At 65.4% G+C, this 13436-nt stretch carries 9 protein-coding genes; 4 read left to right on the forward strand and 5 right to left on the reverse strand.

The window, feature by feature from the left end; genetic code table 11:
• Window positions 1-63: 63 nt before the first annotated feature.
• Window positions 64-1362, forward strand: coding sequence for a diguanylate cyclase (locus GGR61_RS05455; RefSeq protein ID WP_184620704.1), 1299 nt, complete (start codon window positions 64-66; stop codon window positions 1360-1362).
• A 109-nt stretch (window positions 1363-1471) separates the two neighbouring features.
• Here GGR61_RS05455 and GGR61_RS05460 read toward each other — a convergent pair whose 3' ends face one another.
• The 5 genes from GGR61_RS05460 to GGR61_RS05480 all read right to left on the reverse strand — a co-directional run bounded on the left by GGR61_RS05460 (window position 1472) and on the right by GGR61_RS05480 (window position 8782).
• Window positions 1472-2782, reverse strand: a complete 1311-nt coding sequence (locus GGR61_RS05460; RefSeq protein ID WP_184620705.1) for an MFS transporter — start codon at window positions 2780-2782, stop codon at window positions 1472-1474.
• 855 nt (window positions 2783-3637) lie between these two features.
• The gene (locus GGR61_RS05465; protein WP_184620706.1) at window positions 3638-3916 is read right to left on the reverse strand and encodes a hypothetical protein; all 279 of its coding nucleotides are present in this window, start codon (window positions 3914-3916) and stop codon (window positions 3638-3640) included.
• The gene (locus GGR61_RS05470) at window positions 3906-6254 is read right to left on the reverse strand and encodes an FdhF/YdeP family oxidoreductase (RefSeq protein ID WP_184620707.1); all 2349 of its coding nucleotides are present in this window, start codon (window positions 6252-6254) and stop codon (window positions 3906-3908) included. Before GGR61_RS05470 ends, GGR61_RS05465 begins: the two co-directional genes overlap by 11 nt.
• Window positions 6251-7096, reverse strand: a complete 846-nt coding sequence (gene fdhD / locus GGR61_RS05475) for a formate dehydrogenase accessory sulfurtransferase FdhD (RefSeq protein ID WP_184620708.1) — start codon at window positions 7094-7096, stop codon at window positions 6251-6253. Before fdhD ends, GGR61_RS05470 begins: the two co-directional genes overlap by 4 nt.
• A 6-nt stretch (window positions 7097-7102) precedes the next feature.
• The gene (locus tag GGR61_RS05480; RefSeq protein WP_184620709.1) at window positions 7103-8782 is read right to left on the reverse strand and encodes an OFA family MFS transporter; all 1680 of its coding nucleotides are present in this window, start codon (window positions 8780-8782) and stop codon (window positions 7103-7105) included.
• Between the two features lie 362 nt (window positions 8783-9144).
• Here GGR61_RS05480 and GGR61_RS05485 point away from each other — a divergent pair, with 362 nt between their 5' ends.
• From GGR61_RS05485 to GGR61_RS05495, 3 genes are all read left to right on the forward strand, one after another.
• Window positions 9145-10497, forward strand: coding sequence for an aspartate aminotransferase family protein (locus tag GGR61_RS05485; protein WP_184620710.1), 1353 nt, complete (start codon window positions 9145-9147; stop codon window positions 10495-10497).
• Window positions 10498-10736: 239 nt separating this feature from the next.
• Window positions 10737-11588 carry a plasmid replication/partition related protein gene (locus GGR61_RS05490; RefSeq protein WP_184620711.1) on the forward strand — a complete coding sequence of 284 codons (852 nt, stop codon included), beginning with the start codon at window positions 10737-10739 and terminating at the stop codon, window positions 11586-11588.
• Window positions 11589-12076: 488 nt separating this feature from the next.
• Complete coding sequence (locus GGR61_RS05495) at window positions 12077-13381, forward strand: DUF445 family protein (protein WP_184409422.1); 1305 nt, start codon at window positions 12077-12079, stop codon at window positions 13379-13381.
• Window positions 13382-13436: the final 55 nt, after the last annotated feature.

A 13436-nucleotide genomic window follows, 5' to 3' on the forward strand; every position in this document is an offset into this window, starting at 1 on the left:
GCTTAAGTTTTCGCAGCCAAGGCCGTTAGCTGCTCTGACGGTTTCAATCCGCGCGGCCAGCCGATGTCCCCAGGTACCTTACATCGCCATAGTGAAAGCGAAGTCCTGCCGCAACGCGTGTTGCTGGTGGAGAACTCGCGCACGTTCACCAGCATGCTGCGCGAAGCCATCGAGCAACGCGCGGAGCTGCCGGTCACGGTCGTATCGACCCTGGCCGAGGCGGCGCGCGTGCTGGACGAAGAAAACGGCTGGTTCCTGGTGTTGACCGGCCTGGTGCTGGTCGACGGCGACCGTGACAAGGTGGTGGAATTCTTCCTGTCGCGGCAACTGCCCACCGTGGTGGTCAGCGGCGTCTATGACGAAGATCTGCGCCAGCGCGTGCTGCAGCAACAGATCATCGACTACGTGCTCAAGAACGCACCGGGCAGCATCGAATACCTGGCGTGGCTGGTGCAGCGGCTGGAGCGCAACCGGCGCATCGCCGCGCTGGTGGTGGACGATTCGCTGTCTGCACGTACCTATGCCGCCGCGCTGCTGTCGATGTATGGCTACCGCGTGGTGCTCGCCCCCGATGGCCCGTCCGGCCTGCAGGCGATCGAACGCGACCCGGACATCCGCCTGACCATCGTCGATCAGGAAATGCCCGGCATGGAAGGCGTCGAATTCACCCGCCGGCTGCGTGCGATCCGCTCGCGCGACAAGGTGGCGGTGATCGGCATCTCCGGCAACAGCGATTCGTCGCTGATCCCGCGCTTTCTCAAGAACGGCGCCAACGACTTCCTGCGTAAACCCTTCTCGCGCGAAGAGTTCTTCTGCCGCGTTTCGCAGAACGTGGACCAGCTGGAGCTGATCGGCACCCTGCAGGATCTGGCCACCCGCGACTTCCTCACCGGCCTGCCCAACCGCCGCTATTTTCTGGAGCAGAGCCAACGCATGATCCCGGCATTACTGGCGCAGGATCAGACGGTGAGTGCGGCCATGGTGGATATCGATCACTTCAAACACATCAACGACACCTGGGGCCACGAAGCCGGCGACCAGGCGTTGCGTGCGGTGGCCGCATCGGTGTCCGGCCATGCCCGTCCGCAGGATCTGGTGGCACGGTTCGGCGGCGAGGAATTCTGCCTGCTGGTGCCGGGACTGGATGCCGCCAACGCCGCCGACTATTTCGAAAGCCTGCGCGAGCGCATCAGCGCCTTGCGCGTGCGCATCGGCAACGAAACGCTGAGCATGACCGTGAGCATCGGCGTCTGCGTCGCCGCCGAAGGTAGCCAGTCGCTGCATCATCTCCTCAACGAAGCGGACAAGCACCTGTATCTGGCCAAGGCCGGTGGCCGCAATCAGGTCCGCCTGACCTACTGATCCAGTCACCCTGCACCGGCCAGCCGAGCAACCAAACCACTGCGCCGCAGGCGATGGCCACCCCATCAGCGTCGCGCACGCACCAGCACGGCAGATCGCCGGAGCAAGTTCAAACGGCGTTTTCGTCCAGTGCCGCAGCACGGCGCCGCATCGCACGCGCCGCGATCAGGGCCAGCAGACTCAACACCGCGGTCACGCCGAGATACTGTCCGACCGCCTGCACGCCGTAACTTTCCGCCAGGCGGGCAGCGACATACGGGGCCGGCGCGGCGCCCAGGATGCTGGCCAGATTGAACGACAGCGAGGCACCGGTGTAGCGCACCTCGGTGGGATACAGCTCGGCCAGCAGCGTGCCGCAGGGACCGTAGGTCAGGCCCATGAAAAAGAAACCCAGTGACAGGAAGGCCAGCACCTGCAGCGGGTGATTGGCCTGAAGCAGCGGGGCAAACGCCAACCCGAACGCGATGATCGCGATGCTGGCCAACATCATCGCCAACGGCGCGCCGTGGCGATCGCCGAACTTGGCCGAGAGCGGAATGCCGATGGCGAAAAACACGATCCCGGCCATCTGTAGCAACAAGAACTCTTCCTTGTCGTAGCCCAAGGTCTTGGTGCCATAGCCCAACGCGAACACCGTCATCAGATAGAACAGCACGAAGGTGGCGAACGCCCCCAAGGTACCAATGATCAATGCCGGCCAGTGCTGCGCCATCACCGTGCCCAATGGCAACCGCACCCGCGTCCTGCGGTCCAGGGTCTTCTGGAAATCCGGCGTCTCGGTGATGCTCAGGCGCACCCACAAACCGACCAGCACCAGCAACGCACTGGCCAGGAACGGCACCCGCCAGCCCCATTGAATGAACTGGGTATCGTCCAGCAGCGCGCCCATGCCCAGAAAGGTGCCGGTGGACAGCAGAAACCCCAACGGCGCACCCAACTGCGGAAACATGCCGTACCACACGCGCTTGCCCGGCGGTGCGTTCTCGGTGGCAAGCAACACCGCCCCACCCCATTCGCCGCCCAGGCCCAATCCCTGGCCGAAGCGACACAAGGCCAGCAGCACGGGGGCGAAGACACCGATCTGCGCGTAACTGGGCAGCAGGCCGATCGCCACCGTGGATAACCCCATCGTCAGCAAGGCGGCCACCAAGGTGGCCTTGCGCCCGACCCGATCGCCGAAATGCCCGAACACCGCCGACCCTACCGGTCGAGCAATGAAAGCCACCGCGAAGGTCGCCAGCGACTGCAGCATCGCCGCGCTGCCATCGCCAGCCGGAAAGAATAGCGTGGGAAACACCAGCACCGCAGCGGTAGCGTAGATATAGAAATCGAAGAACTCGATGGTGGTGCCGATCAGACTGGCGAACAGCACGCGCGCAGGCGAATTGATGGGGGAAGCAAGCGGCGCGGCGGCAGTCATCGTTGATCGGCATCCAGACACAAGACGGCCGATTCTGGCAGATCACAGCAACGGTTTGCGCAGACCAACCGACCTGCAGAAAGTTACAGACGTGACGGCCTGGCTTGTAGACCATGTCACCCTCAGGCACGACAGTGCATGGCAAAACGTAGCGATCAGTTGTTAGCCGAGCATGGAAGACGCGCCCAGACTGGGTCGGTTGAAAGGCCGATGATCTGCGGCTTGGCTGCCGGGCCCTTGCCCGCCCACCAGCGCGGGACACGCCGTCAGCACGTCCTCGAACATCGCTATCCCTCAAGGTCTCGGTTGTCGGACAGTGCTGATAGATCACGAACAGAACTGCTGGCCTGCGGCTTGGCTGCAGGGCTCTTGCCCGCTCACCATCGCGGGACACGCTGCAAGGACGTCCTTGTAAGCCCTTACGCGGCATCCATGCCGCGTAAGGTCCCGCGACGGTGAGCGGGCAAGGGCCAGTCGAGATGGTCGGTGCACGGCTTTCAGTAAAACAGTCAGCACACTGTCTGGTGCGGTGTCCTCATCGATTGCGGGACCGTTGGCGGCATCGATGCCGCCATCGAGCCCCCAGGGATGGGTTCACGGCGTGTCCCGCAAGCGGTGAGGGCGCCGCGCGCTCGACCAAGCCGGTGTTTGATCCAAGCGCTTTTGACTGCATCCATGAGGACGCGATGATTGGAAATCACGGTTGTCCTGGCGTGCTAGACAGGGCTGATAGATCACCTGCAGCGCAGATGGTCTGCCGGGTGCAAGCAGCGCATGGCGCGTGTCGTTCGGATCACGGTGTGCCCGATCAGCTTCCACTGCAAGCCAGGCAGCGGGAACGCACCAGCAAGTTGCTCAGTCGCCGTGCGGCGCTTGTGCCATCGCACGCTGCGCATGCGCTGCCAGCCCGGCATCCGTCAGCACCGCGCACTGGCGCTCGCCACGCTCTTCCACGCGGATCCAGCCCGGGCCGGGCTGGCCATCCAGACTGGCGCTGCCTAGCCAAGCTAGCGTGCGCAGCAACACACTCATGCGCACGCCCAATTGCTTGCACAACCGCGCCAGCGACACGCCCTCCGGCGTCTCGGCCAACGCATGCAGCAACTGCGCAGTGAGCTGCGGATCAGCGGACAAGCACGGCTCCGATGTCGCGCGGCGCGGCATCGGCGGTCTCGGCGCGATGCGGCAACACGATCACAGGAATCGACTTGGAGGTCGGCGTGCGCGCTTCGTCGGCGAAGCTGGACAGCGGCACCAGCGCGTTGGTTTCCGGGTAATACGCCGCCAGACAGCCGCGTGGGATGTTGTAGTCCACCAGCAGGAAGCGGCGCGCCTCGCGATGCACACCGTCCTCGCACAGGCTTTCCAGATCCACCCAGTCGCCGGCCTTCATGTTCAGCGCCGCGATGTCCGCGCCGTTGATGAAGAGCACGCGGCGCTCGCCGAACACGCCGCGATAGCGGTCGTCCAGGCCGTAGATGGTGGTGTTGTACTGATCGTGCGAACGCGTGGTGGCCAGCGTAAACACCATCTGATCGCCACGCGAACGCCGCGCGCGATGGATCGGGTTGTCGGTGGGCACCGCGTGCGATTTGAACACCGCACGCTGCTCGGGCGTCACCCACTGGCGATCGCGCGCGGTGTTGGACAGACGGAAGCCGCCCGGCGTGCGCACACGCTGATTGAAGTCGGCAAAATCCGGGAACACCTGCGCGATCAGGTCGCGTACGCGGTCGTAATCGCCTACCAGCCAGCGCCAGCGGATCGCGCTGCGCGTCCCCAAGGTGGCCTCGGCCAGGCGCGCCACGATCGCCGGCTCGGACAACAGATCCGGCGAGGCCGGCGGATTGATGCCGGCCGACAGGTGCACCATGCTCATCGAATCTTCCACCGTCACGCCTTGCGAGCCGGCATCCTGGATGTCGATTTCGGTACGGCCCAGGCATGGCAGGATCAACGCATCGCGCCCGTGCACCAGGTGGCTGCGATTGAGCTTGGTGGTGACGTGGACGGTGAGCTCGCAATTTCGCAGCGCGCGGTGCGTGGCATCGGTATCCGGCGTGGCGGCGGCAAAATTGCCGCCCATTGCGAAGAACACCTTGCCGCGCCCATCCAGCATCGCTTCGATCGCACCAACGGTGTCGAAGCCGTCTTCGCGCGGCGGCGCAAAACCGAACACCGACTGCAACTTGTCCAGAAACGCGGCCGGCGGCTTTTCGTAGATCATCATCGTGCGGTCGCCCTGCACGTTGCTATGCCCGCGCACCGGGCACACGCCTGCGCCGGGGCGGCCCAGATGGCCGCGCAGCAGCAGCAGGTTGGTGATCATGTGGATGGTGGCCACCGAGTGCTTGTGCTGGGTGATGCCCATGCCCCAGCACGCGATCACACGCTCGGCCTTCAGATAGATCTCGCCGGCCTTACGCAGCGCCGCTTCGTCCAGCCCGGACTCTTCGACGATGGTGTCCCAGGCTTCTGCATGCACATCGGCAGCGAAGGCGTCGAAGTTGGCGGTGTGCTCGGCGATGAACTCCAGATCCAGCAAACGCGGCGCGCCATCGCGCTGCGCTTGCGCATCGCGCTCCAGCACATGCTTGATGATGCCCTTCACCGCCGCCAGATCGCCGCCGATCTTGAGCTGGAAGTAATCCGAGGCGATGCGCGTGGAGCCGTTGTGCAGCATCTCCAGCTTGTCCTGCGGGTCGGCGAACTTTTCCAGCCCGCGCTCGCGCAGCGGGTTGAACGCCGCAATCGCCGCGCCGCGCTTGGAGGCCTGGCGCAACTCGCCCAGCATGCGCGGGTGATTGGTACCCGGGTTCTGGCCGAAAATGAAGATGGCATCGGCCAGTTCGAAATCGTGCAGCGACACGGTGCCCTTGCCCACCCCGATCTGCGACCGCAGCGCGGTGCCGGAGGGCTCGTGGCACATGTTGGAGCAGTCCGGGAAGTTGTTGGTGCCGAACTCGCGCACGAACAACTGATACAGAAACGCCGCTTCGTTGCTGGTACGCCCGGAGGTGTAGAAGATCGCCTCGTCCGGCGATGCCAGGCCGTTGAGGTGACCGGCGATCTGTGCGAACGCGTCGTCCCAGCTCACCGGGACGTAATGGTCGGTGGCGGCGTCGTAGCGCATCGGATGGGTCAGGCGGCCCTGCCCTTCCAGCCAGTAGTCGCTGTACTGCGACAGCAGGCTGACGCTGTGCGCGGCAAACAATTCGTTGCCGGCGCGGCGCGCCGTGGATTCGGCAGCGACGGCCTTGGCGCCGTTTTCGCAGAATTCGAAGGTGGAGGTGTGATCGCGGTCGGGCCAGGCGCATCCGGGGCAGTCGAAGCCGTCCGGCTGGTTGGCGTGCAGCAGCGTCTTGGCGCCCTGCACCGCGATGTCCTGTTCCATCAGGTGCTTGGCCACCGAGCGCAGTGCGCCCCAGCCGCCAGCGGGATTGTCGTATTGCTGGATGGTCTTCTTGCTCATGCGGGCTCTCCCACGCCACCGCCCAGATCCAGGCGGTGCGGATGGCTGTAAACGACACAATCGTGATCGCGGGCAAACCCGATCAGGGTCAGTCCCGCACTGTCGGCCAGGCTGATCGCCAGCGCGGTCGGCGCCGAAATCGCTGCGAGCAGCGGAATCCGGGCCTGCGCGGCTTTCATGGCCATTTCGTAACTGGCGCGGCTGGTGACCACCGCAAATCCCTGCGATGCATCGACGCGTTCGTGCGCCAATGCACCAATCAACTTGTCGAGCGCGTTATGCCGCCCGACGTCTTCGCGCACGCAACGCACCACACCGTGCGCGTCGGCCCAGCCGGCGGCATGCACCGCACCGGTCTGCGCGGCAATCGGCTGCTGCGCATGCAGCGCATCCAGCGCACGCGCTAAGGCCTCCACATCGATCTGCAGCGACGACTGCACCACCGGCGGCACGCGCAGCACCGCTTCGATCGACTCGTTACCGCAGACCCCGCAGCCACTGCGTCCATCCAGATTGCGCCGCCGCTGGTCCAACGCGGCGGCACGCTCGGGCGGAATCTCGATCTGCAACGAAGCGCCTTCCAGAAACGTGTCCACCGCCAGCACGCGCAAGTCCTGCGCGTGCGCGACGATGCCCTCGCTCAACGAGAATCCGAGCGCGAAATCCTCCAGATCCTCCGGCGTGGCCATCATCACCGCGAATGGCACGCCGTTGTAGTTGAAGGCGACCGGCATTTCGGCCGCCACCATGTCCTGCAGCGTGGCGCTGCGGCCGCCACGATGGCGGACCACCGTACGGACCACACTGCCGGGCTGCATCGAACGGAAGGACGAACTGCTCATCTCACCTTAGTGGAACAACACGAAGGCTTTTTGCAGCGTGACCCAGATGCCCCAGCACATCGGCACACCCACCGCCAACCAAGCCAGTGCGACCAATGCCGGATTACCACCGTGGCCGATGCGCGCCAGTTGTTCCGGCGGCAGGACCGCCTTCCCACTGCGGTCCACCTTCTCGTGTGCCAGCTGCTTCTCGCGCGCCAATTCGTCCGGCGTCATGAAGTGACGCGCGGCCACCGGACGCACCAACAGATTGCAGATCAGACCAAGCACCAACATGCCGGCGAGGATGTACATGGTGGTGTTGTAGACCTGTGACGGCGGGCTGCCGTGCGCCAGCTGGTACTCGCGCATATAGCCCACGACCACCGGACCGAGAATGCCGGCGGTGGCCCAGGCGGTCAGCAGACGGCCGTGGATGGCGCCGACCATCTGGGTGCCGAACAGGTCGGCCAGATACGCGGGAATGGTGGCAAACCCGCCGCCGTACATCGACAGGATGATGCAGAAGATGCCAGCGAACAGCGCGATGCCGCCCACGCCACCGGCCGACGGCGCAGCCGCGTACAGGCAGATCCCCAACACGAAGAACAGCGTGTAGGTGTTCTTGCGGCCGAGCTTGTCGGACATGCTGGCCCAGAAAAAACGGCCGCCGATGTTGAACAGGCTCAACAGACCAGTGAAACCGGCCGCGATCGCCGCGATGCTGGCCAACTGCGTCGGATCCAGGCTACCGAAGCCGACATCCACCCCGATCAACCGGCCGCCGAACACTTCCTGCAACATCGGCGAGGACATGCCGATCACGCCGATACCGGCCGACACGTTCAGGCACAGCACACCCCACAGCAACCAGAACTGCGGGATGCCCCACACCTTTTTCACGTGCACGTGGTTGGCGGTGATCATGGCGTTGCTGCTGGCCACCGGGGCGGTCCAGCCAGCCGGCGTCCAGCCGCTCGGCGGGACGCGGTAACCGAAGGCGCCGGCCATCATGAAGACGAAATACAGCGCCGCCATCACCAGGAAGGTTTCCATCACGCCCACCGAGGTCGGCGTGGCGAAGTGGCGCATCAGCGCATCGGCCAGCGGGCTGCCGATCATCGCGCCGCCGCCGAAGCCCATGATCGCCATGCCGGTCGCCATGCCGCGACGGTCCGGGAACCACTTGATCAGGGTCGACACCGGCGAGATATAGCCCAGGCCCAGACCGATCCCGCCGATCACGCCCGAGCCCAGCCACAACATCCAGATCTGATGGAAGTGGATGCCCACCGCCGAAATCACCAGGCCACCGCACCAGCACAGCGCCGAGACCACACCGGCCTTGCGCGGACCGGCACGTTCCAGCCAACCGCCCCAGATCGCCGCCGAACAGCCCAGCAGCACGAAGAACAGCGTGTACATCCACTGCAGCTCGCTGATCTTCCAATCGCAGGTGGTGGCGACCATGCGCGCGAACAGGCCCATGTCGGCCGGGCACGCGATGGCCTCGGTGATGCCCAGCGCCTTGGACAGCGGCAACCAGAACACGCTGAAGCCATAGGCCATGCCGATACACAGATGGATCGCCAATGCAGCCGGCGGCACCAACCAACGATTGAACCCCGGACGCGCCACGATGCGCTCCTTGGACAGCAAGCCGGCGTCTGCGCCGTTGGCTGTCGCCACGGTGGACCCTAGTGTCATTCCCATTCCCCTAAAAAGTACGATTAACGTGTTAAATAACGATTGACAGCTGCGATCGATTGATCCGTTGCGATATAAGCAGCAGCAACTGCCGGGTCCGTCAGGCGGTTGTCTGGCGCATCATCGGCGATCCCTGCATCTTTGCAATGCTCCAGTGCGACCCCGCAACGCGCCAGGCTCGCCCACCGCCCGTACCGCAAGGCGTTCCAGAGGTTAGCGGCCGAGTCATCGACTAATTGACTAGCGCGTTGCGTGCCCCGCCACGCATGTCTCCAAACCGCTATGCAATCGGCGGCCGCCAGGGTGACGTCCGCGGCAATGGCTGCCGTACAGTCACCCAATCCTTGGTGACGGAGTCCGCAATGCACGACCACCTTCTGCCCGACGACACCCAGGCGCTGCAGGCCCCTGCACAGATGGACGCGTTCTGGATGCCGTTCACCGCCAACCGGCAGTTCAAGGCACGCCCGCGCCTGCTGGCCTCGGCCGCCGGCATGTACTACCGCGATGTGGACGGCCGCCAGATCCTGGATGGCACCGCCGGGCTCTGGTGCTGCAACGCCGGACATAGCCGCGAGCGCATCGTGGCGGCGATCCGCGAACAGGCCGGCACGCTGGATTTCGCCCCGACCTTCCAGATGGGCTCACCGCTGCCGTTCGTGCTGGCGCAGCGGCTGGCCGCGATCGCACCGCCCGGCCTGGGCCATGTGTTCTTCACTAATTCCGGCTCGGAGGCGGTGGATAGCGCAATGAAGATCGTGCTGGCCTATCACCGCCTGCGCGGCGAGGGCCAGCGCACCCGCTTCATCGGCCGCGAGAAGGCGTACCACGGGGTCGGCTTCGGCGGCATGTCGATCGGCGGGCTGCCCAACAACCGCAAGTGGTTCGGCCCGCTGCTGGCCGGCACCGATCATCTGCGCCACACGCTGGATCTCGAACGCAATGCCTATTCGCGCGGCCTGCCCACGCACGGAGTGGAACTGGCCGACGACTTGGAACGCCTGATCAGCCTGCACGACGCCTCCACGATAGCAGCTGTGTTCGTCGAACCGGTGTCCGGCTCGGCCGGGGTGATCCTGCCGCCGGAAGGCTACCTGCAACGGCTGCGCGCCATCTGCGACCGCCACGGCATCGTGCTGGTGTTCGACGAGGTCATCACCGGCTTCGGCCGGGTCGGCGAGGCGTTTGCCGCGCAGCGCTTCGGCGTCACGCCCGATCTCATCACCGCCGCCAAGGGGCTGACCAGCGGCAGCGTGCCGATGGGCGCGGTGCTGGTGGCCGATGCGATCTTTGATGCCTTCATGCACGGGCCGCAGAACGCGATCGAGCTCTTCCACGGCTATACCTATTCCGGCCACCCGCTGGCCTGCGCCGCGGCGATCGCCACGCTGGACGTCTACGCCGAAGAGGATCTGTTTTCGCGCGCGATCACGCTGGGCCCGCAATGGGAAGACGCGCTACACAGCCTGCGCGGACTGCCGCACGTCATCGACATCCGCAACATCGGCCTGATCGGCGCAATCGAGCTGGCACCGCGCGACGGCGCACCGGGCGCGCGCGGCTACGAGGTGTTCGAGCGCTGCTTCCACGACGGCGGCCTGCTGGTACGCGTCACCGGCGATGTCATCGCGTTGTCGCCGCCGCTGATCGTCACTGCCGAGCAGATTGGGCAGATGGTCGAGACCCTGGCCGGCATCCTGCGCCAGCTCGACTAGCGCGGCGCCCGGATTGGTTGCGCGGCAGGTGGTTGCAAGGGGAAGTGACTGGCGCTTGTACGGGAAGCGTCGCGTTGGCGCCAGCGCACGCGCCAATCGGCTGATCCAGCCCACGACGGCGCGCGTAGCCGCTTACCCGACGTTGCTCGCATGTCACGGGCGCAGGCACCACGTCAAGCGCGCAAAGCCGGAGCAGGCTCACTACAATGCCCGCCCCCGCACTCCCCCGCAGTTGCCGCATGAACATCGTTGTCAAAGAAGAACTCAAGGCCTACATCGACCCGCTGACGCCCGACGAGCACGAAGCGCTGGAACGCAGCCTGCTGGCCGAAGGTTGCCGCGACGCGCTGGTGCTGTGGGGCGATGTACTGGTGGACGGCCACAACCGCTACGGCATCTGCCAGAAGCACGGCTTGCCGTTCCAGACCGTGCAGAACCCGCGCTTCCAGTCGATGCAGGACGTGCATCTGTGGATGATCGAGCAGCACCTGGGCCGGCGCAGCGTATCGGACTTCCAGCGCGGCGTGCTGGCGCTGCGCAAGCGCGCGATCCTGGCCGCGCGCCAGCGCAGCCAACGCGATGCCGACGCCGCCGAAACGCCAGTGCTCGGCGACGCCCCGCCCGCGAACGGCATCGATCACGGCACCGCGCAGGCTGCCGCCGACAACGACAGCCCGCCGTGGGAAGAAAGCTCCACCCCGGTCAGCCGCGCCGAGCTGGCACGCGAAGCCCGGCTGAGCAGCAACCAGGTAGTGATGATCGAGCGCATCCACAAACAGGCCGCCCCGGAAGTGGTGCAGGCAGTCAAGGCCGGCGAGATTTCGATCAGTGCTGCAGCTGCCGTGGCCACCTTGTCCGAGGACGAGCAACGCACCGCCGCGCAGGCCGGCAAGGCCGAGCTCAAGCAGGCCGCCAAGCGGGTGCGCGACGCCAAGCGCAAACCCAAATCCGACGAGGCCGAAGGCGGCGAAGCCGAACGCCGCGATGTGAAAGCGCTGCAACGCCGCGTCACCGAACTGGAAACCGAAAACGCCGCGCTGCAGGCCAAGGTGGCCGCGCTGCAGTCGCAGCTGGAACGTCTGCGCGGTTAAGCCGGTGTCGGCGGTATGCGGCCAGGCGCCGTTGCCGTCGCGCCGCAACGGCGTGCGGTGGCGGAAGCACAGCGATCCGCACCGCAATGGGGCCGGCTCTGGCCCTGCATCGCGCATCCGTCGAGCCGCCGCCTCGCATCGCGCGCAGAGGCCGGTGTCGCTGCGCAGGCGCCCTGACCGACATTGCGGCACGACACACGAGGCCTTTGGCAACACGACGCTTCTGCAATGCGGACGTCGGCGTCAACACGCGTGCCGCGCCAACCGGCCGCCACCTGCATGGCCACACGGCCCTGACGACACGCCCGGCGTCCGCGCCCGTCAGTCGTGGCGATCGGCAACAACCGTGCAGTACCAAGGCATGCGCGCTTGCCAGGACCCGACGGCATTTCACCCGTCCTGACGATTGCCCGGCAGCGTCCCGCCAGCAGGCACAGCGGCAATCGCCGTGGACATGCCATCCGCACACGCTTGGGTACACTTCGATCATGGAACCCAGCGTCAGCACTCCCCGTCCCATCGATCCCCGTCGCGCCCAGCTGCAACGCATGAAGCTGTTGGCGGTGGCCCTGCTGCTGGCCATGTTTGCCGGCTTCGTCGTCAGTCACCTGATGGGCGAACAAGGCGTGTGGGCCTGGGTGTCTGCCTTCTGCGAGGCCGCCACGGTCGGTGCGCTGGCCGACTGGTTTGCGGTGGTGGCCTTGTTCCGCCGCCCGATGGGCCTGCCGATTCCGCATACCGCGATCCTGCCGCGCGGCAAGGACCGTCTGGCCGATGGCCTGGCGGTGTTCGTGCGCGACCAGTTCCTCGCCCCCGATGCGCTGATGGAAAAGCTACGGGTGTTCGACCCGGCCAGCCGTCTCGGCGAATGGCTGGCCAAACCCGAGCAGGCGCGCATGCTCGCGCAGATGGCGCGCAGCTGGATGCTGCAGGCGCTGGAGCTACTGGACGAAGCCGCGGTGCGGCGCGCGATCCAGCGCTTCGTGGTGGATCGCCTGCGCAAATGGAATGCCGCCGCCACGGTCGGCGATGTGTTGGCCCTGCTCACCACCGACGGGCGCCATCAGAAATTGCTGGACGAGGTGTTGCTGCGGCTGGGCGAATGGCTGGACCAGGAACAGGTCAAGACGCGTGCGTCGGCGCTGATCGTGCGCTATGCGCGGCGCGAGTGGCCCAAGCTGGTCGGCACGGTGAACTGGGTCAAGCCGATCGAAGAGATCGGCGACAGCCTGGCCGACCGCATGGCGCGGGCGGCGATCGAAGAATTGCAGGACATCCTCAAGACGCCCGAGCATCCAATCAGGCTCGACTATGAAGCATGGTTGCAGCGCTACATCGTGCGCCTGCGCGACGAACCGGACATGACCGCACGGGTCGAAGAGCTCAAGCAACGCGCGATCGAACACCCGGCGCTGCAGGATTACGTACAAGGGCTGTGGGGCGAGATTCGCGATGCCCTGCGTCACGACCTGGCGCGCGAGGAGTCCTCGATGGCCGCGCACATGGAACGCTCGATGCAGTCGCTGGGCCAGGCCTTGTCGCAAGACCCCTCGCTGCGCGAAGCGCTCAACCAGCACATGCTGCAGGCCGCCGACAAACTCACCACGCGTTTGCGCGCATCGGTGACCGAACATATTGCCTCGACGATGAAAAGTTGGGACGAACGTCACCTCGTCGAGCAATTGGAATTGGGAGTTGGACGCGATCTGCAATACATTCGGTTCAATGGAACCTTGGTTGGTGGATTGATCGGCCTTGCTCTTCACGCATTGTCGATCTGGCTATCGCTCTGATTGCATTGACATCGATCACCCGTCTGGATGGTTAATGGTATGGGGAATACCGCAC

It is taken from the genome of Xanthomonas sp. 3058 (genome assembly GCF_014199765.1).
GTDB classification, from domain to species: Bacteria; Pseudomonadota; Gammaproteobacteria; order Xanthomonadales; family Xanthomonadaceae; genus Xanthomonas; species Xanthomonas campestris_B.

Coding starts and splice junctions, on each gene's coding strand:
- GGR61_RS05455 (WP_184620704.1), top strand. CDS start 64: ATGTCCCCAGGTACCTTACATCGCCATAGTGAAAGCGAAGTCCTGCCG.
- GGR61_RS05460 (WP_184620705.1), bottom strand. CDS start 2,782: ATGACTGCCGCCGCGCCGCTTGCTTCCCCCATCAATTCGCCTGCGCGC.
- GGR61_RS05470 (WP_184620707.1), bottom strand. CDS start 6,254: ATGAGCAAGAAGACCATCCAGCAATACGACAATCCCGCTGGCGGCTGG.
- fdhD (WP_184620708.1), bottom strand. CDS start 7,096: ATGAGCAGTTCGTCCTTCCGTTCGATGCAGCCCGGCAGTGTGGTCCGT.
- GGR61_RS05480 (WP_184620709.1), bottom strand. CDS start 8,782: ATGACACTAGGGTCCACCGTGGCGACAGCCAACGGCGCAGACGCCGGC.
- GGR61_RS05485 (WP_184620710.1), top strand. CDS start 9,145: ATGCACGACCACCTTCTGCCCGACGACACCCAGGCGCTGCAGGCCCCT.
- GGR61_RS05490 (WP_184620711.1), top strand. CDS start 10,737: ATGAACATCGTTGTCAAAGAAGAACTCAAGGCCTACATCGACCCGCTG.
- GGR61_RS05495 (WP_184409422.1), top strand. CDS start 12,077: ATGGAACCCAGCGTCAGCACTCCCCGTCCCATCGATCCCCGTCGCGCC.